Origin of the sequence: Bradyrhizobium sp. STM 3566 (assembly GCF_045571445.1) — a bacterium.
In the GTDB taxonomy this organism is placed as follows: Bacteria; Pseudomonadota; Alphaproteobacteria; order Rhizobiales; family Xanthobacteraceae; genus Bradyrhizobium; species Bradyrhizobium vignae.
The window spans coordinates 249392-270142 of the sequence record NZ_CP120693.1 but is presented as its reverse complement, the minus strand read 5'-3'; the positions used below and the strand labels follow the sequence as shown (position 1 = coordinate 270142).

The window sequence follows — 20751 nt, the reverse complement described above, 5'->3', positions numbered from 1 at the left end:
TGAATGGGCTTCCAACGCTTTCCGATAAGAACGGAATAACGGCGACGGCATCGTACGTTGCGCCAAGAAACGTCATCCAGCCACGTACAGGAAGCCCTGCGCGGCAAGGTCGGCCTTTAAGCCCGTCTGCGCGCCGCCAATATTGGGCGCACCCGGACCACCCAGCTTCGATTGGTAGGTCAGCAGTTGCGTAAAGCCGTACAAACCTGGCGGAGGTGCCGCTGCGGCAGCTCCCACTGCTCCGGGATCTCCGAATTCATGTGCATGCGAACTGCTCGTGATTGCCGAAGCCTTCAGCAAGCCTGCGACTACCGACTTTGTATTTTGCGTTCATGTATTTCCATCCCCTCTATGACCGCGTGGTCGGTAGGTCCGCCAACGCTACGTGGTTGTTTGTTGAAGCAATTGGATTGGAGAGCAATTCAGTTCACGTATCAACTCGCTGGGGCAGAGCTATTCTTTAAAACTCTGCGAAGAGTTAGAAAAGAAACATGGATACAAGAATTTGTATTCTAGATACTACTTTGCATTAACTAGAGTTACATGAGTCAGTTCGAGCGTGCGCTTGCGACGGCCGTAGACACACACCAGGTCCAGGCTCGCTCATGAACTCACAATGCCGGCGCTCTCAAATGCCTTGCGGATTTTTTCGACCGTATCGAAGTGTGCACAAATCGGTCCGCCTAATCCCTCGAGGCGCCTTATGGTCGAGATCGCTACACCAGCGTTGCATGCGTCTTCGGCGGCTTCTCGCCGGACTCGCTTGCGGGCCGTATCGAAGGCTGCGGGTCGAAGGTCGTCATCACGGCGGATGAGGGACTGCGCGGCGGTCGCAAAGTTGCATTGAAGTCCAATGTGGACGAAGCCATCGAAAAGTCCGGCGACGCCGTCAAGTCGCTGATCGTCGTCAAGCGCACCGGCGGAAACGTTGCGTGGAACGCCGGCCGCGACGTCTGGTATCACGAGGAGACAGCCAAGGCGTCCGCGCATTGCCTGCCCGCGGAGATGAAGGCGGAGGACCCGCTGTTCATCCTCTACACCTCGGGCTCGACCGGCGCTCCCAAGGGAGTTGTGCATGCGACGGGCGGCTATCTCGTGTTCGCCTCGATGACGCATCAATACGTCTTCGATTATCACGACGGCGACATCTACTGGTGCACCGCCGATGTCGGCTGGGTCACCGGCCACAGCTATATTTTCTACGGGCCGCTGGCGAAGGCGCGACCACGCTGATGTTCGAGGGCGTGCCGAACTACCCGGATAACTCCCGCTTCTGGAACGTCATCGACAAGCACAAGGTCAACATCTTCTACACCGCGCCGACCGCGATCCGCGCGCTGATGCAGTCGGGCGACGAGCCCGTGAAGAAAGACATCGCGCGCAAGCTTGCGCCTGCTCGGCTCGGTCGGCGAGCCCATCAATCCCGAAGCCTAGGAATGGTATCACCGCGTCGTCGGCGAGGGGCGATGCCCCATTGTCGACACCTGGTGGCAGACCGAGACCGGCGGCATCCTGATCACGCCCTTGCCCGGCGCGACCAAGCTCAAGCCGGGCTCGGCGACGCGGCCGTTCTTCGGCGTGGTCCCCGAGATCGTCGATGCCGAGGGCAAGACGCTGGACGGCGCGACCGAAGGCAATCTGTGCATCGCCAAATCCTGGCCGGGCCAGATGCGCACGGTCTATGGCGACCACGCCCGTTTCGAGCAGACCTATTTCTCGACCTACAAGGGCAAGTACTTCACCGGCAACGGCTGCCGGCGCGACGCCGACGGCTATTACTGGATCACCGGCCGCGTCGACGACGTCATCAACGTCTCCGGCCACCGCATGGGCACCGCCGAAGTCGAGAGCGCGCTGGTGGCACATGAGAAGGTGTCGGAAGCGGCCGCCGTCGGCTTCCCGCACGACATCAAGGGTCAGGGCATCTACGCCTATGTCACTTTGATGCAGGGCCAGGGGCGAGCGAAGCGTTGCGCAAGGAGCTCGTCGCCTGGGTGCGCAAGGACATAGGCCCGATCGCCTCGCCCGACCTGATCCAGTTCGCGCCGGGCCTGCCGAAAACCCGCTCCGGCAAGATCATGCGCCGCATCTTGCGCAAGATCGCCGAAGACGAGCCGGGCAGCCTCGGCGATACCTCGACGCTCGCCGATCCCGCTGTCGTCGACGATCTCGTCAAGAACCGGCAGAACAGGAAGAGCGGGCCGGCTTAATCGGCGACGAACATCGGTGCGATTGTGATCCGGCATGCGCCACTGACCCGCGCAGCCATTCGAAGCCGACTTGACGGAGGAATGATGAGGCTTGTTGTCCTAGGACCACCTGGCGCCGGTAAGGGAACGCAGGCGGGCAGGCTGTCTCAAACACTCGGGATCCCACAGCTCTCCACTGGTGACATGCTGCGCGCAGCCGTATCTGAGGGAACCGCGATCGGGCGACACGTGGCGGAGATCATGGAGCGGCGACCTCGTCCCGGATGGTCTCGTGGTCCGGCTGATCGCCGAGCGCATTACAAAGCCTGACGCGCAGCGTGGTTTCGTCCTGGACGGATTTCCGCGCACGGTGCCCAAGCTGAAAGTCTTGACCATCTCCTAAAGGGTCAGGAATTGAGCCACGTCCTCGAGTTGAAGGTCTGCGAGAAGCACTTGCTGGATCGGATCCTGGGACGAGCCATGCAGGCCCGCGAAAGTGGGAAGGCGGTGCGGGCCGACGACAATGATGAGGCGCTCAGCGCGCGTCTGACAGCGTACGCGAACGAGATCAGGCTGCTGACCGACTATTACGCTGCCAAGGGATTGCTCAGAACGGTCGACGCGTCGCAGCCAGTTGATCATGTTACGGCGGCGCTTGTTCGAGTAATTGAGTGAGCGAAGTTGCCGCAACCCGGGGCGACAAATCTCCGGATAAGTTCAAGCAGGTCGGGCGCGGAGCTCTCTCACAGGCGCCGACCATCTGGTGTTGACGGCGGACGGGAGCGGGGTGAATTTCCAGGTGACGGTGCCGAAGATCCTGGTGAGCAACCCGGACGGACTTGCCGCGATGGCCTATCTCAAACGCGACATGGCGATCCTGGCGATAGCGGTCGAGAGTGGTCCGATCATACCAAGCGGTTGGCTGCGCGCGTTCCGGACCTTGACATCTTTTCGCATGGTCTGGTCGAGCGTGAAAACGGTAGCTGGGAGATCACTGCGAAGGGGCGAGCCGTGTCATAGAGGCCCGTCCTGGCATCGATCCGGCGGAGCCCGTTCAAGACTGTCGGATCCACTGCCGTAGCTTATACGGCAAACGGGACGATTCAGCTGCTCGCTATGGTTTTATTTCCGTTTGCAACGCTTGAACAAGGCATGCGCTCATTCCGCGGAACGCGTGTTATCCTCAAGCTGCGCAATGACCCAATCTGCAAAGGCTCGTACCGCAGATCTCTGTCGACTGGCGCGCGGGTAGATTAGACGGTGACCGACGTAGCGGATGTCGTTTGCGCGCCCTGCCAAAGGAGCGACCAATCGTCCGTTCGCCAGCTCGCGTTCAGCAAGAAGCGTTGATTCCAGCGCCACTCCCAATCCCTCTGCAGCCGTCGCGATCGCGAGAAAGCTGCGATCGAACCTCATGCCGTGGAGCGCAGGTGCTTCCAATCCGTTCGCAGTGAACCATTGGTGCCACTGAACCTGCTTCACGTCAGAGCGGATCAGCGTCTGATCGAGGAGATCGGCAGGCTTCCTGATCGATTTCGCGAGGGTAGGCGAGCAGAGCGGGGTGACCGTCTCCTCCGGGAGCGGAACAACCTCCACACCCTCCGCGCGCGGCGGACCGTAAACAATGTCGATATCAAAATCATCGTTGCTGAAGCGAGCGTAATCCGTGCTCGCAGCTAGGCGGACTTCGAGCTTCGGATAAGCGGCGAGAAACTGTGCAAGTCGCGGGGCAAGCCATTGCGCGGCAAAGCTCGGCGCGGAATGGACGCGCACCAATTGCGGCCCGCGCGCGGCGACTTCCTCGAGACCGCGGCGGAGCTGATCGAACGCCGCTCCGGTATGGCGCATCAGGTTTTCGCCGGCCGGCGTGAGCCGTACGGATCGCGCGCTCCGCTCAAACAATACCGTCCGAAGCGTGTCCTCCAGCTTGCGGATGGCATGACTGACCGCACTCGGTGTCAGGTGAAGCTCATTCGCCGCATCGCGAAACGATCCTGTGCGAGCAGCAGCTTCAAAGGCGCGAATTGCCGATATCGGGACGTTTGACAGCATCCCATAAGTGAACCAGATTCATCCATCCGTGACAACTGTGCGTTTGTCTGTTGCCCGTCCGCGGTGCATTCCTAGCCTTGCCAAGGAAAAACAAGGAGTGGAGGGAACTGATGCTGCTCAGCGGTAAGACGGCTATCATTTCGGGCGCAGCCTCGCCCCGCGGCATCGGGCTTGCCACGGCGCGCCGGTTCGCTACCGAGGGCGCGCGGGTTGCCATTCTCGATATCGATGCTGCAGCTGCAGCGGGTGCAGCGAGCACTCTTGGTACAGAGCATATCGGGCTGCCGTGCGACGTCGCTGACAAGTCATCATGCGAGCGGGCGGTCGCTCGCGTAGTGGAAGCATTCGGCGGCATTGACATCTTGATCAACAATGCCGGCATCACCCAGCCCGTCAAGCTTTTGGAGATTTCGGCGGCCGACTGGGATCGCATTCAGGACGTCAATCTGAAAGGGGTTCTTTTCCTCTCCCAGGCCGTGATCCCGCATATGCGTGCACGGAAGTCTGGATCAATCGCGTGTATGTCGTCCGTCTCGGCTCAGCGCGGCGGCGGAATCTTTGGAGGACCGCACTATTCGGCTGCGAAGGCAGGCGTGCTGGGTCTCGCCAAGGCGATGGCGCGCGAGTTCGGCCCCGACGGCATCCGCGTCAATTGCGTCACGCCCGGTCTGATCGGCACCGATATCACCGCCGGGAAGCTGACGGACGAAATGAGGGCGAAAATCCTGGAAGGCATTCCGCTCAATCGTCTCGGCACGGCAGAAGATGTCGCCGGCATCTACACTTTCCTGGCTTCGGATCTCTCCGCCTACGTCACTGGCGCCGTGATCGACGTCAATGGCGGCATGCTGATCCACTGAGGCGGAACAAGGTCCAGATCGATGGAAACCTCTACCAAGACGCTAACTAATACGCCGACGCTCGCGGATCGGGCCTACAACGTTCGACGCAATGCGTTGCGCATGGGGGAGGTTCAGGGCCAGGGCTATATCGCACAGGCGCTGGACATCTCTGACGTTCTCGCCGTGGCTTACTTTCACGCGATGCGCTACCGTCCTGAAGATCCATCATGGGAGGGGCGGGACCGCTTTCTGCTCTCCAACGGGCATTATGCCATTGCGCTCTATGCGGCTTTGATCGAGGCAGGAATCGTCCCCGAGGAAGAACTCGAAACCTATGGCAGCGATGAAAGCCGTCTGCCGATGTCGGGCATGGCCTCCTATACGCCGGGAATGGAAATCTCGGGCGGCTCGCTCGGGCTTGGGCTCAGCATCGCTGTCGGCATGGGCCTCGGCCTCAAGCGCAAGAAATCCGACGCGCGAGTTTATACGCTGTTCTCGGACGGCGAGTTGGACGAAGGCTCCGTCTGGGAAGCCATCCAGTCGGCGGGCCACTACAAGCTCGACAATCTGATCGGCATTGTCGATGTCAATAACCAGCAGGCGGACGGCCCGTCGACGCAGGTGATGGCGTTCGAACCGCTGGTCGACAAGCTTGAGGCCTTCGGCTGGTTCGTGCAGCGGATCGACGGCAACGATCTCCATGCCGTGATTGCCGCATTCGATGCCGCCAAGTCCCATCCTGAGCCCAAGCCGCGGATGATCATCGCCGACACGCTGATGGGCAAGGGCGTTCCCTTCCTCGAGCAGCGCGAAAAGAACCATTTCATCCGCGTCGAGCAGCACGAATGGCAGCTCGCGCTGGCCGCGCTGGAAGCCGGGAGGCAGGCATGAAGACCGTCAGATCAGCGCCCCTGCCGGGCAAGCCGCGCCTGACCACCTCAGCCATGATCGCCTCGATCGCGGCCGAGGGACAGAAAACGAAGCCAGCGCCGTTTGGCCATGCGCTGGTCGAGCTCGCGCGCAGCCGTCCCGATGTGGTCGGCATGACGGCCGATCTCGGCAAATACACCGACCTGCACATCTTTGCGAAGGAATTTCCGGACCGCTATTACCAGATGGGCATGGCGGAGCAGCTTCTGTTCGGCGCCGCTTCAGGCCTTGCTGCCGAAGGTTTCATGCCGTTCGCGACCACTTACGCCGTGTTCGCATCCCGCCGTGCCTACGATTTCATACATCAGACGATTGCGGAGGAAGACCGCAACGTGAAGATCGTGTGCGCATTGCCCGGCCTGACCTCTGGCTATGGCCCGAGCCATCAAGCCGCGGAGGATCTCGCGCTCTTTCGCGCCATGCCGAACATGACTGTCATCGACCCATGCGATGCGCATGAAATCGAGCAGCTGGTGCCTGCGATCGCGGCGCATGAGGGGCCCGTCTACATGCGCCTTCTGCGTGGTCAGGTGCCGGTGGTGCTGGACGAGTACGACTACAAGTTCGAGCTTGGCAAAGCCAAGCTGATCCGTGACGGGAAGGACGTTCTGATCATCTCATCCGGCATCATGACCATGCGTGCGCTCGAGGCATTGCAAACTCTGAAGAACGACTGTGTCGATGCTGCGGTACTCCACGTTCCGACCATCAAGCCGCTCGACGCCGAGACGATATTGCGTGAAGCCGGCAAGTCAGGCCGCCTGGCCGTCGTTGCCGAAAACCACACGATGATTGGCGGTCTCGGCGAGGCGGTCGCCGCACTCCTGATGCGTTCAGGCGTCCATCCGCCTTTCCGCCAGATTGGATTGCCGGACGAATTTCTTGACGCCGGCGCACTTCCGACACTGCACGACCGCTACGGCATTTCCACTGCCGAAGTCGCAAGGCAGATCAAGCAGTGGCTTTAGCGCACAGGCACTAAGCACCAGTCAGGCCAAATCCGAGTGAAAAGTTGCGACCGCTGCATGTTGCGGCGGACGAGCGATGGCTGTTGCGCAAACGCGGGCGGTCGAAGAGCCCGGACAGCTGAAAACCAGCAGCGGCTCATGCAGCCGGCACAACGTTAATACAGGATCAGGAGGAAAACATGACTGTTTCGAAGCCCGGAAGCATCAGCCGCCGTTCGCTCTTGATGGCGGCTACGGCCGTACCTCTCTGCGGGATTCTGACCCGCCCGGCATCCGCCGCAGAGTTCGTGTACAAGTTCGCGACAGGACAGGATCCGACGCATCCGGTGAATATCCGGGCGCAGGAAGCGATCGACCGCATCAAGGAAGCGACCAGCGGCCGGTTGGAAATCAGGTTGTTTCCAGCCAACCAGCTCGGCTCCGACACCGAGCTCATGACGCAAGTCCGCAGCGGCGGCGTCGAGTTCTTCAATCAATCCTCTTCGATCCTTGCCACCCTGGTGCCTAGCGCCGGCATCGTGAACACGGGCTTCGCTTTTGCCGAGTACGGCAGCGTGTGGAAGGCGATGGACGGCGATCTCGGCACTTACATTCGGGCGCAGATTGCGAAGACGCCGATCATGGCGGTCTCGAAGGCCTGGGACAACGGCTTCCGCCAGGTGACGTCGTCGGGTCGCGAGGTGCGGGCGCCGGATGATCTGAAGAATTTCCAGATCCGCGTTCCGCCCGCGCCGCTGCTGACCTCGCTTTTCAAGGCGCTCGGCGCCGGGCCGACGCCGATCAATTTCAACGAGGTCTATTCCGCGTTGCAGACCAAGGTCGTCGACGGCCAGGAGAATCCGTTGCCGATCATCGCAACCGCGCGTCTCTATGAAGTGCAGAGCACGTGCAGTCTGACCGGACATGTCTGGGACGGCTACTGGATCCTCGGCAACAAGCGGGCCTTCGAGCGCCTGCCCAAGGACGTGCAGGAGATCGTGACACGCGAGCTCGACCGCTCTGCCCTTGATCAGCGCGCCGACATCGCCAAGCTCAGCCAGTCCCTGCGCACCGATCTCGCGGCCAAGGGCCTCAAATTCATCGACGTCGATCGTGCCGCCTTCCGCCAGGCCTTGTCCAAAACTAGCTTTTATGCCGACTGGAAGGGCAAGTTTGGCGAGGAGGCATGGTCGCAGCTCGAAAAAGCCGCGGGCCAGCTATCATGACCAGCATGAGTCATACGCCGCATGTCGATGCCGGTGCGGCGGCCGGCAAGTCTCAAGCGGCCTCGCGGAGCTGGGTGGTGACGGCGAACACCGTGCTCGGCCATGTCGTCGCCGTCCCGGCGGCACTGCTCGTGCTGGCGGAGATCGCGGTGTTGTCCGCGGCGATCGTGGGCAGATACGTATTCCGCTCGCCGATCGTCTGGTCCGACGAACTCGCCGGCATTCTCTTCCTATGGCTTGCGATGCTCGGATCGGTGATTGCGTTCCAGCGCGGCGAGCACATGCGGATGACCGCGGTCGTCGGCGTTCTCAGTATGGAAGCTCGTGCATTCCTGGATGTCGTCGCGGCCGCGGCATCGCTGGCGTTCCTCGTCCTCGTCGTCTGGCCGGCCTATGAGTTCGCCGCCGACGAGGCATTCGTCACGACGCCGGCACTCGAGATCGTCAACAGTTGGCGTGCGGCGGCCTTGCCAATCGGGATCGCGCTGATGCTGATCGCAGCGGTCCTCCGGCTTATTCGAATCGCGAGCCTGCGCAGCTTGCTGGGTTCCCTGGCGATCGTCGCCGGCATTATCGGGACTTTCGTTCTGCTGGGGCCGGTCTTGAAGCCGCTCGGCAATCTGAACCTTTTGATCTTCTTCGTCTTCGTGGTCGGCGCGATGGTCTTTGCGGCCGTACCGATCGCGTTCGCATTCGGCCTTGCTACCGTCGGCTATCTCGCCCTGACAACCAGCACGCCCGACGTGGTGATGATCGGGCGCATGGACGAAGGCATGAGCCACTTGATCCTGCTCGCCGTGCCGCTGTTCGTCTTTCTCGGTCTGCTGATCGAAATGACGGGAATGGCGCGCGCAATGGTCAGCTTCCTGGCTAGCCTGCTCGGCCACGTTCGGGGCGGACTGCACTATGTGCTGGTGGGAGCGATGTATCTGGTCTCGGGCATCTCGGGCTCCAAGGCTGCGGATATGGCGGCGGTAGCTCCGGTATTATTTCCCGAGATGCGGCAGCGCGGGGCCAAGCCGGGCGATCTCGTGGCGCTCCTGGCCGCGACCGGCGCCCAGACCGAAACAATCCCACCCTCACTCGTCCTGATTACGATTGGCTCGGTGACAGGTGTGTCGATCTCAGCGCTGTTCACCGGCGGGTTGCTTCCGGGTGTGGTGCTCGCAGTCATGCTCGCGGCCGTAGTGTGGGGGCGATACCGCCGCGAGGACCTGTCTCACGTCAGAAGAGCGACAGGGCGGGAGATCGGCCGCGCCTTCGTCATCGCGATGCCGGCCCTCGCCCTGCCATTCGTGATCCGGACGGCTGTCGTCGAGGGCGTCGCGACCGCAACGGAGGTTTCGACGATTGGCATCCTATATTCGACCTGCGCGGGCCTCTTCATCTACCGCCAGTTCGACTGGCGCCGCATCTATCCGATGTTGGTCGAAACGGCTTCGCTGTCGGGAGCAATCCTGCTCATCATTGGCGCCGCCACCGGGATGGCCTGGGCGCTGACCCAGTCGGGATTTTCTGCCTCTCTTGCCAAGTTCATGACTAGCCTTCCCGGCGGCGTCCCCGTCTTCCTGGCTGTCACGATCGCGACGTTCGTAATCCTGGGCAGCGTCTTGGAAGGTATTCCGGCCATCGTTCTGTTTGGCCCGCTGCTGTTCCCGATCGCGCGGCAGGTCGGGGTGCACGATGTCCACTACGCAATGGTGGTCGTCCTCGCCATGGGCATCGGTCTGTTCGCGCCGCCATTCGGGGTCGGTTACTACGCAGCCTGTGCCATCAGCCGCATCAACCCGGATGAGGGCATGAAGCCCATCGTCGGCTACATGATCGCGCTTCTGATTGGAACACTTGTCGTCGCCGCCGTGCCCTGGCTATCGATAGGTTATATTTAATGAATAGGCGACAATCCTCCGGAGCCCACTCGCGCCTCGGCCCTGCAGCTTCTCACGGTGCGGCTTCTCTGCAATCGTAACTCTCTGCCACGCTGCTATTGCCTCCGACATAATGTGGGTAGTTGGGATAGCGGCACATCGGACGGGAGGCCTTCAGCGCAAAGGGCGGCGTAGCCCCCTTAACGGTTTGGATCAACGCGTCGGCCGGAGCGATGCCGTCGCTGGCCCAATGGTCGAGTGGCTCAAGCAAATCGACCATGGTGGGGATCGCGACGCCATCCGGTACGGTGGCGCCATTGCCGGTGTGGGTCGAGCCAGGCGAAAGATAAAGGCGCGCCGAGGCATCGACTGTGGTCCGACCGAGTTTAGTCACGACTGACTGGAAATAGTTGATACCCGCAAGTGGGCTCTGCGCGAGGTCGGCCAAGTTCTCTCGCATGATCAGCTTGCCGCCATGGGCAAAGAACGCAGACAGATCAGGATCGGTGGAATCGAGCAACTTCGAGACCTCCTCGAGGCGGGCGCGAAACCTTTCCGGGCGATAGCTTCGCACATCGAATTTTTCGTCCCGCGCGACCACGAAACGCAGAGCGTTCGCGGCATAGATCCACTGTTGCGAAGCCGTGACCACGTCAAGTGGCTCGGTTGGCGGCGCAGTGCCGACCACCCAGCGCGCCATGGTCGATCGGTCGGGGTCGGGTGTTGTCTCGTTGCCATAGAGCCATTGCGGATAGATGGTGATGCTGTTCGCCATCGCGAACGGGAAGGGGTGCGGTGTATGAACCGCCTGGATGGAGGCGATCTGCGGGTCCGACAGGCAGTTGTCGCCCTTATCCATTCCATCAGGGCAGCGCAATGCCACGAGATTCACCTTGGGCTGGCAGGCGAATGCATTGCTGACGATACCATCGCGAAGGCCGTCAAGCTCGTCGCAAGCCTTCATCACGAACTTTGCCAGCATTTCGGTCTTCGCTGGATTGAGCCAGCCCCCCTCGAACTGCGGCAGCACGTGCGGGATGTAGGACTGGAAGAGCATCGACAACTGCACCACCGGCACGACACTGACGACGCCGTCATAGTCGGCCGGGAAGCGCTGAGCCATGGTGAGTCCTTCGCGGCCACCCTCGGATCCGCCGAAATAGTAGATCCGCACCGGCCGCCTGCGATAAAGCGCTTGGCTCAGCACGACGGCCACATCGCGCACCTTCTTGTAGGATGCATAAGCATAGTTGGTTAGCATTTCGTCGTTGAGCGCGAACTTGCCGATCGAGTCGCGAGGAAAGCTCGAAGATTGATGGCCGGAATCGGTGCCGACCGTCGCATAGCCACGCGCAAGCGGCAGGATGTCGTCGGGCGCAGCATCGCGGAGGGGCGCCAGACCGGTGATGAGGCTGCCATTGTAGCCGCCGCCCCCATATTGCACCAACTTACCGTTCCAGGCTGCCGGCAGGTTAAGCTCGAAGTTGATCAATTGGGCCGTCGGGTCAACCGGGGCTATGGTGCCCAGTACTTTGCAGAAATCGGGTGTCTTCGCCTGCGCTGCTGCTGGCACGAAGCTTACAGAGGCGACGACGGCATTCCCGCTGGGAAGCCCGATCAATGTGGCAGGAATGGTCCGATCGGCAAGTCCTTTGCAGCCGTCCTGAAAGGACTCGCCGGCGACCGAGCGTCCGCCGGCCAGGAGCACAATCATCGCGCCAAGCGCCAGACCGAAAGCGGGGGGCGATCGGAGCCGCCTTGCTTGAGCAGAGAGGCCATTGTTTCTGCAGATCATGATTTCACTTCCTAGCGATGTTTCTGTTGCGCAGAGCCGGGACGCACGCATGACTTGTCCCGCGAAGACACCGAGCTGTCAAATGTCTGATACGGACGCAGGATGGTTTTTGTCGAAACGCTCAACGCTTGGCAGCCACGGCGAATCAAACTCTTGACACCGCACCGTGACGATCGTGCTGCAGGCGCTGGCACGGCGCGTGGCTCGCATCAAGCCCGCAGGTGAGGCTACACCACATCTGAACAATACCTTGAGAGGATGGAAGACGCTGCCCGCCCGGCTCATCGCGCGTAACCGATTAGCCGTCACATCAGGACATAACTTCCGCGTGCTTTCGTGAATATCACTTCCTCGCAACTGTAGCGACGGACTGATCGACTTTGCTAGCGGCCGCTGCCCCCGCACACGTCGAGCGGTATTCCGGATATCAAGTCGATCGGGCGCCGGCGTATGGTGTTGGTGTCAGCCGCGCACGCGCCCGATCTGTGTCAGACGTCGCTCAGAGAGCGCCTTTTCTGCTGCCTGGCAAATGCGATTGCTCAGCGTTCCGATGCCCTCGATTTCGACTTTGCATATGTCACCGGCTTCGAGAAACAGGGGTGGATTGCGTGTGGCGCCAATGCCAGCGGGGGTGCCGGTTGCAATCAGATCACCAGGTTCAAGCGTCATCGTGGACGACAGATCTGCAATGATGCGAGCGACGTCAAATATGAGGTCTCCAGGGCTTCGATCTTGCACGACTTCACCATTGACGCGGGTAGCGATCCGCAAATCCTTGGCCCCCAACTCATCCGCAGTCGCAACGACCGGGCCGACCGGGCCGGTCCCACCGAAATTCGATAGTCCACTGAGGGGTACGCAACTGGAAGTCCCGGTAGCTCAGGTCGTGGAACGCCGAGTAGCCGAATACGTAATCGAGTGCCGTCTCTCTACAGAGGCATTTCGGACTTGCCTGCCGACGACAACGATCAGTTCGCCTTCGTGGCGGAGCTTGCTCGAGAGTGGACTGAGGGGAAACGCCTGGTTGTGCGAGGCTAAGGAAGCGGCGGTCGGCAGAAATACCACTGGATGCTCCGGTACGGGAGCGCCGGTCTCCTTCGCGCGACCATGAGTAATTCAAGCCAAGACACAAGATTTTAGAAGGCCTTTCAATGGGCAGCCGATAGATCTGCTAAAAGGAAAGACGGGCAGCGCGCCGCCCACTGCGGCCGCGACGACCATGGGCGAACTCATCAAAAAGGGTGATCGAGCCGGCGCTGTGGCGGTCTCGAAGTTGCGGTTCGACGTCAATGCACAGCGCCTTCCGCAGCCGACGATATCTGGGCCGAACGAGGTGCCGAGGGAGCCAGGGCCAACAGTGTTTGCCGGTTCAGACCGGGACGTTGCGGACTTCGCGGCGAACAGCAATGGAGCGCACAAGGCAATCGCGGTCGAGGATCTGGATCGATGCAGCGAAATAGGCCAAATACATTCTCGAATTCAGACCGCTTCCCGAAGGGCATTTACATTGAAAACCAGGACATCAGGAACAGCGTGGCGGCATGCCAATGTTGGCCGCCTGCTCAACAACGCCGTGCGGCGCTTCGAAGGCCGCGTGCTCGAATTGATGGGCGAGCGGGGCCATGGCGAGACGCGCATCGCTCACGTCAGCCTGACCCGCAATCTCGACGTGGAGGGGACACGCCTCACCGAACTTGCCCGCCGCGCCTCCATGAGCAAGCAGGCGATGGGCGAACTGGTGGATCAGTGCGCCGAGCTCGGTCTCGTCGATCGTATCGCCGACCCCACGGACCGGCGCGCGCGCATCGTCATGTTTACACCGGCCGGGCGCAAATGGCTGGATGCCTTTCGCGATGCCGTCGATATTGCCGAGCAGGAGATGCGCGCCGAGCTTGGCAAGGCCGCAATGGACGCGATCCTGAAGGGCTTGGCGGCCTATGGCGAAAGCTTCGATACGCTCGATGAGCCCGATTAGTCAGGCTGCTTGACGACTTAGTCAGGTTACCTTACCATGCAGGATAATGCTGGTAGGGAGAAGCGTCTTGGAAACACGTCTGACGGCCGCGGTGCTCATCGTCGGCGGAGGGCCATGCGGGCTGATGCTGGCCAACGAGCTTGGCCGGCGCGGCGTCACCGCGATCCTGATCGATGAAAAGCCGGGGACCGCGTTCAATCCGCAAGCCAATGCGACGCAGGCGCGCTCGATGGAGCACTACCGGCGGCTGGGTTTTGCCGAGGAGGTCAGGCGCGAAGGGTTGCCGGCCGATTATCCGACGGACGTCGCGTATTTCACGCGCTACACAGGCTACGAGCTGGCGCGCTTTGCATTGCCGTCATCCTCGCGCGCGGGCGAGCTTATCAAGGGCATGTCGGGCTCCTGGAGCGCAGCGGAGCTGCCGCACCGGGTCTCGCAGAAATATGTCGAGGCGGTGCTGAGGCGTCACGCTGAACGGCTTCCCGGCATCAAGCTCAACTACGGCCACCGGCTGGTCAGCTACGTCGAAAGCGATGACGGCATCGTCGGCGATATCGAGTGTCTCGACGACGGCGGCCGCTTTCAGGTTCGCGCCGACTTCCTCGTCGGCGCCGACGGACCGCGCTCAATGGTGCGGCAGTCGCTCGGCATCGTCTACGGCGGCGAGACCGGCACGCAGCGCGATTTCATGGGCGGCCGCATGTTGGCCGTCTATCTCCGCTCGCCGGAGTTCTACGCAAGCGTCCCCCATGCCAAGGCGTGGATGTACAATTGCTTCAACGGCGACCGCCGCGCCTTCATGGCGTCCGTGAACGGGCAGGACGAATTCGCCTTTCACACCCAGCTCCGGCCCGGCGAAGACGAGAGCGCGATCACGGGCAACGAGGCCAAAGCCGCGTTCCAGCGCGCCTGCGGCGCGCCGATCCCGTGCGAGGTCCTGTCCTTCTTGACCTGGACCGCAGGTCACGCGCTGGTCGCGAACGGGATGCAGCGGGGCAGGGTGTTCCTCGGCGGCGACGCCGCGCATCTGTTCACGCCGACCGGCGGGCTCGGGTACAACACCGCGATCGAGGATGCAGTCAATCTCGGCTGGAAGCTTGCCAGCGTGGTGAAGGGCGCGAGCCCTGTCTCGCTGCTCGACAGCTACGAAATCGAGCGGCGCCCGGTGGCGCTGCGCAATACCGACTATGCCCGGCGCTTTGCGGACTCGCTCGGTCTCTTCGCACCTGCGCCGGAGATCGAGGATGCCACGGACGAGGGCAGCGAGGCGCGACGGATCGCCGGCGCTTATCTCGAGCAGCATGCCCGTGCCGAGTTCAACATCCCTGGCGTCACCTTCGGCGGGCGCTACGATGGCTCGCCGATCATCGTCTCGGATGGTAGCCGGCCGCCGGCGGATGCCGCGAATGTCTACGTGCCCAGCGCTTGTCCCGGCGGTCGCGCGCCGCACGCCTGGCTGGACGACGGCGTGTCTCTGTACGACCTGTTCGGATTCGAATGGACGCTGCTCCAATTCGGCGAAGGCGCCTCGGCGCGCGCGGCGGTCGCGGATGCCGTCCGCAACCTCGGCATCGACGTGAAGCTCGTCACGCTGCCGGCGTCCTTGCGCGACCTCTATGAGGCGGACCTCGTCCTGATACGTCCGGATCAGATCGTTGCGTGGCGCGGTAGCGCGTCTCAAGCGGGAACGATCGGACACGTCCTTGCCCGCGCGCTCGGGCGTAGCGCAAGCAAGGTCGCCCGACTGGCAAGCTGATCGGTTTTGCGCATCCAATCTGCGGACGCGCGGCAATAACAACAAGACGACAATAACACCGGAGGAGGAAACATGACCACTGGAGCATTCGAGGACTACGACGACGATCGTGCAGCCGCCCTCCGCGCCGGGCAGACGGCCGGCAGCCGCCGGCGCATCCTGATCGCTGGCACCATCGGCACCGCCATCGAATGGTACGACTTCTTCATTTATGGCCTTATCGCGCCGCTGGTGTTTGACCAGCTGTTCTTTCCGAAGTTCGACCAGCTCACGGCGAGCATTGCAGTCTTCGCGACGTTCGCCGTCGGATTTCTGGCGCGTCCGCTCGGCGGGCTGGTGTTCGGCCATTTCGGAGATCGCCTGGGCCGCAAATCGGTCCTCTTGTGTACGCTGCTCCTGATGGGGATCGCGACGATGTCGATCGGGCTGCTGCCGACCTACGCCGTCGCCGGCGTGGCCGCGACCATCGCGCTGGTCTTGCTGCGCTTCCTCCAGGGCTTTGCGCTCGGCGGCGAGTCGACCGCGGCGATCCTGATGGCGATCGAGACCGCGCCCGGCCACCGACGCGGCCTCTCCGCCGCTGTGATCCAGGCCGCAGGCCCTGTCGGCGTTGTGCTCGCCTCGTTTGCGGCACTCGCGATCTCGCGGCTGCCGCAGGCAGACCTCTTGTCATGGGGCTGGCGCGTTCCGTTCCTGATCAGCGCAGTGTTGGTGGCGCTCGGCGTCTACATGCGCTGGCGCATCGAGGAAAGCACGACGTTCCGCGAGGCGGAGGAGACTGCATCGGTGCCGGCCGTCGAGGCGTTGCGCGGGCACTGGCGGCCGATCCTGATCGTGTTCTTCGCCGAGATGGCCCAGACCTCCTACTTTTACCTCACCGCCATCTTCACCATTTCCTTTGCGACGCGCCAGCTCGGCGTCCAGAAGGACGTGATCACGCAGGCCGTGCTGCTCGCCAATCTGGTCGGACTGGTTGCCATGCCACTCATCGGCGCCTGGTCCGATCGGATCGGACGCAAACGCCTGTTCCTGGCGGGCGTCGTGCTCGCGGCCGCCTCGATGTTCGCGTTCTACGGCGTCGTTGCAAGCCGCGAAACGCTGCTAGTGACGAGCGCGGTGATCCTTGCCGCGGGCATCATCCATCCGCTGATGTTCGGCACCGAAGGAAGCTATTTCCCCGAGCTGTTTCCGACCCGGATCCGCTTCACCGGCGTTTCGATCGGCAAGCAGCTCGGCACGGTGCTCGGCGGCGGCATCGCGCCGCTGGTCGCCACCAGCCTGTTCGCGCAGACGGGCTCCACTTACGCGATCACGGGCTACTACGTTGCTCTCGCATTCGCGGCGGTGATCGCGCTTGGTTTCGCGCAGGAAACCAGCAAATCGCGGCTACTCGGCTGAGCCGGGCCAACTTTCAGGGAGATTATCATGGACGTCAGTCTTCTCATCAACGGCCAGGATCGGGCCGCTTCCGGTGGCAAGGTGTTCGAGCGGCGCAACCCGCTGTCGCAGGAGGTTGCCAGCCGCGCGGCTGCCGCGGCGGTGATCGATGCCGACGCCGCAGTGGCCGCGGCCGCGGCCGCCTTCACCGCGTGGTCGGCGCTCGGCCCGAACGCGAGGCGCGCGCTGCTGTCGAAGGCGGCAGATGCGCTCGATGCAAAGCGTGATGCCTTCATCAAGATCATGATGGCGGAGATCGGCACGACGGAGGTCTGGTCGGCCTTCAATGTCAAACTTGCCTCCGGCATGCTGCGCGAGGCAGCGTCGTTGACGACGCAGATCGCAGGCGAGGTGATCCCGTCCGACAAGCCCGGCTGTCTCGCAATGTCCGTCCGCCAGCCGGCCGGCGTGTGCCTCGGCATCGCGCCATGGAACGCTCCGATCATCCTCGGCGTCCGCGCCGTCGCGACGCCGCTCGCCTGCGGCAACACGGTGGTGCTCAAAGCCTCCGAAATCTGCCCGGGAACGCACCGGCTGGTCGGCGAAGTGTTCAGGGATGCAGGCTTCCCGCCCGGCGTCGTCAACGTCGTGACCAATGCACCGACCGATGCTCCCGCCTTGGTCGAACGCCTCATTGCCAATCCTGCCGTGCGGCGGATCAACTTCACCGGCTCGACCCGCGTCGGCCGTGTCATCGCTGAGCTCGGCGGACGCCATCTCAAGCCGGTGCTGCTCGAGCTCGGCGGCAAGGCGCCCTTGGTGGTGCTCGACGATGCCGATCTCGACGCGGCGGTCGCGGCTGTGGCGTTTGGCGCCTTCATCAACCAGGGCCAGGTCTGCATGTCGACCGAGCGCGTGATCGTGGACGAGGCAGTGGCCGCGTCCTTCGTCGAGAAACTTGCCAAGAAGGCGAGCGCGCTTCCCGCCGGCGATCCGCGCTCGGGTCCGGTCGTCGTCGGCTCGATGATCGACGAAGCGCCGGCCAAGCATGTCGTCGCGCTGATCGACGACGCCATCGGCAAGGGTGCCATCAAGCTCGCGGGCGGCGAGCGCAAAGGGACGGTCGTCCCGGCAACCGTGCTGGATCGTGTCGCGCCCGGCATGCGCATCTACACCGAGGAAAGCTTTGGCCCCGTCGTCTCGGTGATCCGCGCGAACGGCGTCGACGAGGCCGTGCGGCTCGCCAACGACACCGAATACGGTCTGTCGGCCGCCGTGTTCGGCCGCGACGTCGCCCGCGCGTTGACGGTGGCGCAGCGCATAGAAAGCGGGATTTGCCACGTCAATGGCCCGACCGTGCATGACGAGGCGCAGATGCCGTTCGGCGGCGTGAAGGGCTCCGGCTATGGCCGCTTTGGCGGCCAGGCCGGCATCGCCGAGTTCACCGACCTACGCTGGATCACCATCGAGACGCAGCCTCAGCACTATCCGTTCTAAGGGCTTGAGAAGCGAAGTACCCAAAGGAAACTCCCAATGAATTCCAAAGTCCTGACGGTTCGGGAAGCCACCCTCGGTGTGCTTCGCTCCTTCGGCGTCGATCGCGTCTTCGGCAATCCCGGCTCGACGGAGCTCGCTTTTCTCGGCGACTGGCCCGATGACATCGACTACGTGCTCGGCTTGCAGGAAGGCTGCGTCGTCGGCATGGCTGATGGCTACGCGCAGGCGACGGGCCGGCCGGCTTTCGTCAATCTGCACTCGGCGGCCGGGCTGGGCCATGCACTCGGCAATCTCTTCACGGCGTTCCGTAACAAGACCCCATTGGTCGTGACAGCGGGGCAGCAGGCGCGCAGCCTGCTGCGAATGCGGCCTTATCTGTTTGCCGAGGATGCCGAGCAGTTTCCAAAGCCCTACGTGAAATGGAGCGCGGAGCCAGCGCGCGCCGAGGATGTCCCCGCGGCGATTGCGCAGGCCTTTCTCGTCGCCATACAGCATCCGCGCGGTCCGACCTTCGTGTCCGTCCCGTCGGATGACTGGGCGGGGCCTGCTGTCGCTCCGCCGGTGCGCCACATCGCGACCGAATTTGCGCCCGACGCGGCGGCGATCGTTCGGCTCGGTGCTGCCATCGCCGCAGCCAAGAGACCTGTCTTCGTCGTCGGGCCCGACATCGACCGCAACGGCTGTGTCGAGGCGATGGTCGCGGTCGCCGAGCGGGCGAGGGCGGCTGTGTGGGCAAGCCCGATGTCGAGCCGCTCCAGCTTTCCGGAATTGCATCCGCAGTTCGCGGGCTTCCTTCCGGCGGCCCCGGGAGGGCTCGCCCGCGCCTTGCGCGGTGCCGACCTCATCGTCGTGGTCGGCGCACCCGTGTTCACCTTCCATATCGAAGGACAATGCGAATTGCTCGATGACGGAACGCCGGTCTGGCAGATCACCGACGATCCGACCGAAGCTGCGGCGGCGGCGGTCGGCGATACCATCATCAGCACGCTCCCAAATGCGCTCGCGGCACTTCAGTCGGCACTGCCCGAAGTCGCAGGGCGCGAGGCGCCGGCCGCGCGGGCATTGCCTGCCGTGCCTGCGGCGCAGAATCCGATTCCGCCGGCCTATGCGCTGAGCCGGTTGTCGGCGCTGATGCCGCCCGATGCGATCGTGGTCGAGGAGACGCCGTCGCATCGTCCCGCCATTCAACAATTTCTGCCTATGCGCGGCGCGGACAGCTTTTACACCATGGCGAGCGGCGGGCTTGGCTACAGCCTGCCGGCCTCCGTCGGCGTTGCCTTGGCGAAGCCGGGGCGCCGCATCGTCTGCCTGATTGGTGATGGATCGGCGATGTACTGCATCCAGGCGATCTGGACCGCTGCGCAACGCGGCCTGCCCATCACCTTCGTGGTGATGAACAATTCTGGCTATGGCGCAATGCGTGCATTCAGCCAGATCATGCAAGCCCATCGACCGCCTGGGATCGACCTGCCCGGGCTCGATTTCGTCGCTCTCGCTAGAGGACTTGGTTGTTCCGGAAAGCGCGTCACACTGGTCGAGCATCTTGAGGTGACGCTCAACGAGGCTCTCACGGCAAAGGGACCAACGCTCCTTGATATCGTCGTCCACGGTGCCACAATTGACCTCTTTAGCTATGGACCCGCAAACTGAACAGGAGTATCGCACCATCTTCGCCGAGGGGTTGATCCTACCGGGTGGCACCCTTGCGGATTGCCTTTGGCAAGTTATACTAAGATATTGAATTCGTTCGCGCATAACATAGATTATGGAATATATTCCTATTTCCCGAAAGCTGAAATTCGCCCTCGAACTCGGTTTCTTATGACGCAGCCGCTTGTCTTCGCCGGATAGCGTCGCGTCGGCTTCGTTTCCGGATGCGTCGAACCGGCGCGATCGACGGCATCGGTGACGGCGTCGTGGCTGGCGTCGGCTCATCGACCGGGCGGACATCAGGCAGCTCCGTTGCTCGGGCGGGTGCGGGCCGGGCCTCCATAGTCTCGAGAACCGCACGTCCCTTGTCAGTGATACGCCAGCCGCCGTTCATCCGCTCGATAAGACCTTGGGAGAAGATGTCCAGGTCAGGCACGCGGGCTGCCAATCGCTTCGTGCGTTCGGCCCAGTCCCGTCCGCTGGTCGCCAGAATCGCCATATCGCGCTTGATGTCCTCCATGGCGGCGAACCCGTCTGGATAGCTGACCAGCACCTTGAGAACCGTCACCTGGAAGTTCACTGCCCACCCGACCCCGGCTTCCGCGAACTTACTTCCGCTACATCTTAGGGGCATTCGAGACCCCCTG

14 protein-coding genes and 4 pseudogenes are annotated in these 20751 nt (G+C 62.6%); 14 read left to right on the top strand and 4 right to left on the bottom strand.

Features of this window, described 5'->3' with window-relative positions; all coding sequences use genetic code 11:
• Positions 1-735 precede the first annotated feature (735 nt).
• From acs to P6U27_RS38490, 3 pseudogenes are all read left to right on the top strand, one after another.
• Positions 736-2210, top strand: a pseudogene (gene acs / locus P6U27_RS38500) (acetate--CoA ligase); the annotation flags it as partial.
• 84 nt (positions 2211-2294) lie between these two features.
• Positions 2295-2864 (top strand): annotated as a pseudogene (locus P6U27_RS38495) (adenylate kinase).
• 112 nt (positions 2865-2976) lie between these two features.
• Positions 2977-3203, top strand: a pseudogene (locus tag P6U27_RS38490) (hypothetical protein); the annotation flags it as partial.
• 144 nt (positions 3204-3347) lie between these two features.
• Here P6U27_RS38490 and P6U27_RS38485 read toward each other — a convergent pair.
• Positions 3348-4241, bottom strand: a complete 894-nt coding sequence (locus tag P6U27_RS38485; protein WP_407194640.1) for a LysR substrate-binding domain-containing protein — start codon at positions 4239-4241, stop codon at positions 3348-3350.
• A gap of 110 nt (positions 4242-4351) precedes the next feature.
• On the opposite strand from P6U27_RS38485, the gene P6U27_RS38480 reads away from it, so the two are divergent.
• The 5 genes from P6U27_RS38480 to P6U27_RS38460 all read left to right on the top strand — a co-directional run bounded on the left by P6U27_RS38480 (position 4352) and on the right by P6U27_RS38460 (position 10075).
• Positions 4352-5101 (top strand): SDR family NAD(P)-dependent oxidoreductase, encoded by a 750-nt coding sequence (locus tag P6U27_RS38480; RefSeq protein WP_407123340.1) that lies wholly within the window; start codon positions 4352-4354, stop codon positions 5099-5101.
• Between the two features lie 21 nt (positions 5102-5122).
• Positions 5123-5974: a transketolase gene (locus P6U27_RS38475; protein WP_407194639.1), complete on the top strand. Its 852-nt coding sequence runs from the start codon at positions 5123-5125 to the stop codon at positions 5972-5974.
• Positions 5971-6981 carry a transketolase family protein gene (locus P6U27_RS38470; protein WP_407123342.1) on the top strand — a complete coding sequence of 337 codons (1011 nt, stop codon included), beginning with the start codon at positions 5971-5973 and terminating at the stop codon, positions 6979-6981. The genes P6U27_RS38475 and P6U27_RS38470 overlap by 4 nt, the downstream gene beginning before the upstream one ends.
• A gap of 179 nt (positions 6982-7160) precedes the next feature.
• Entirely contained in the window at positions 7161-8186 is a 1026-nt protein-coding gene (locus P6U27_RS38465; RefSeq protein WP_407194638.1) for a TRAP transporter substrate-binding protein, read from the top strand.
• Complete coding sequence (locus tag P6U27_RS38460) at positions 8183-10075, top strand: TRAP transporter large permease subunit (RefSeq protein WP_407123344.1); 1893 nt, start codon at positions 8183-8185, stop codon at positions 10073-10075. The genes P6U27_RS38465 and P6U27_RS38460 overlap by 4 nt, the downstream gene beginning before the upstream one ends.
• Before the next feature lie 52 nt (positions 10076-10127).
• On the opposite strand, the gene P6U27_RS38455 is transcribed toward P6U27_RS38460, so the two are convergent.
• Complete coding sequence (locus P6U27_RS38455) at positions 10128-11849, bottom strand: tannase/feruloyl esterase family alpha/beta hydrolase (RefSeq protein WP_407194637.1); 1722 nt, start codon at positions 11847-11849, stop codon at positions 10128-10130.
• 166 nt (positions 11850-12015) lie between these two features.
• Between P6U27_RS38455 and P6U27_RS38450 the strand changes: the two genes are divergently transcribed.
• On the top strand, positions 12016-12189 hold the full coding sequence (locus P6U27_RS38450; RefSeq protein ID WP_407123346.1) for a hypothetical protein: 174 nt from the start codon (positions 12016-12018) through the stop codon (positions 12187-12189).
• Between the two features lie 122 nt (positions 12190-12311).
• Here P6U27_RS38450 and P6U27_RS38445 read toward each other — a convergent pair.
• Positions 12312-12965, bottom strand: a pseudogene (locus P6U27_RS38445) (fumarylacetoacetate hydrolase family protein).
• A gap of 391 nt (positions 12966-13356) precedes the next feature.
• On the opposite strand from P6U27_RS38445, the gene P6U27_RS38440 reads away from it, so the two are divergent.
• From P6U27_RS38440 to mdlC, 5 genes are all read left to right on the top strand, one after another.
• Positions 13357-13824, top strand: coding sequence for a MarR family winged helix-turn-helix transcriptional regulator (locus P6U27_RS38440; protein WP_407123519.1), 468 nt, complete (start codon positions 13357-13359; stop codon positions 13822-13824).
• Between the two features lie 46 nt (positions 13825-13870).
• Positions 13871-15580, top strand: coding sequence for an FAD-dependent oxidoreductase (locus tag P6U27_RS38435; protein ID WP_407194636.1), 1710 nt, complete (start codon positions 13871-13873; stop codon positions 15578-15580).
• 72 nt (positions 15581-15652) lie between these two features.
• On the top strand, positions 15653-16978 hold the full coding sequence (locus P6U27_RS38430) for an MFS transporter (protein ID WP_407194635.1): 1326 nt from the start codon (positions 15653-15655) through the stop codon (positions 16976-16978).
• 27 nt (positions 16979-17005) lie between these two features.
• Positions 17006-18454, top strand: a complete 1449-nt coding sequence (locus P6U27_RS38425) for an aldehyde dehydrogenase (RefSeq protein ID WP_407194634.1) — start codon at positions 17006-17008, stop codon at positions 18452-18454.
• 36 nt (positions 18455-18490) lie between these two features.
• On the top strand, positions 18491-20104 hold the full coding sequence (mdlC, locus tag P6U27_RS38420; RefSeq protein WP_407194633.1) for a benzoylformate decarboxylase: 1614 nt from the start codon (positions 18491-18493) through the stop codon (positions 20102-20104).
• Positions 20105-20273: 169 nt separating this feature from the next.
• On the opposite strand, the gene P6U27_RS38415 is transcribed toward mdlC, so the two are convergent.
• Positions 20274-20684 carry a hypothetical protein gene (locus P6U27_RS38415; RefSeq protein WP_407194632.1) on the bottom strand — a complete coding sequence of 137 codons (411 nt, stop codon included), beginning with the start codon at positions 20682-20684 and terminating at the stop codon, positions 20274-20276.
• Between the last annotated feature and the right edge of the window lie 67 nt (positions 20685-20751).

What these genes read in the sequence shown, in the direction of transcription:
- P6U27_RS38485 (WP_407194640.1), bottom strand. Translation starts at nt 4,241, where the DNA reads ATGCTGTCAAACGTCCCGATATCGGCAATTCGCGCCTTTGAAGCTGCT.
- P6U27_RS38480 (WP_407123340.1), top strand. Translation starts at nt 4,352, where the DNA reads ATGCTGCTCAGCGGTAAGACGGCTATCATTTCGGGCGCAGCCTCGCCC.
- P6U27_RS38475 (WP_407194639.1), top strand. Translation starts at nt 5,123, where the DNA reads ATGGAAACCTCTACCAAGACGCTAACTAATACGCCGACGCTCGCGGAT.
- P6U27_RS38470 (WP_407123342.1), top strand. Translation starts at nt 5,971, where the DNA reads ATGAAGACCGTCAGATCAGCGCCCCTGCCGGGCAAGCCGCGCCTGACC.
- P6U27_RS38465 (WP_407194638.1), top strand. Translation starts at nt 7,161, where the DNA reads ATGACTGTTTCGAAGCCCGGAAGCATCAGCCGCCGTTCGCTCTTGATG.
- P6U27_RS38460 (WP_407123344.1), top strand. Translation starts at nt 8,183, where the DNA reads ATGACCAGCATGAGTCATACGCCGCATGTCGATGCCGGTGCGGCGGCC.
- P6U27_RS38455 (WP_407194637.1), bottom strand. Translation starts at nt 11,849, where the DNA reads ATGATCTGCAGAAACAATGGCCTCTCTGCTCAAGCAAGGCGGCTCCGA.
- P6U27_RS38435 (WP_407194636.1), top strand. Translation starts at nt 13,871, where the DNA reads ATGCTGGTAGGGAGAAGCGTCTTGGAAACACGTCTGACGGCCGCGGTG.
- P6U27_RS38430 (WP_407194635.1), top strand. Translation starts at nt 15,653, where the DNA reads ATGACCACTGGAGCATTCGAGGACTACGACGACGATCGTGCAGCCGCC.
- P6U27_RS38425 (WP_407194634.1), top strand. Translation starts at nt 17,006, where the DNA reads ATGGACGTCAGTCTTCTCATCAACGGCCAGGATCGGGCCGCTTCCGGT.
- mdlC (WP_407194633.1), top strand. Translation starts at nt 18,491, where the DNA reads ATGAATTCCAAAGTCCTGACGGTTCGGGAAGCCACCCTCGGTGTGCTT.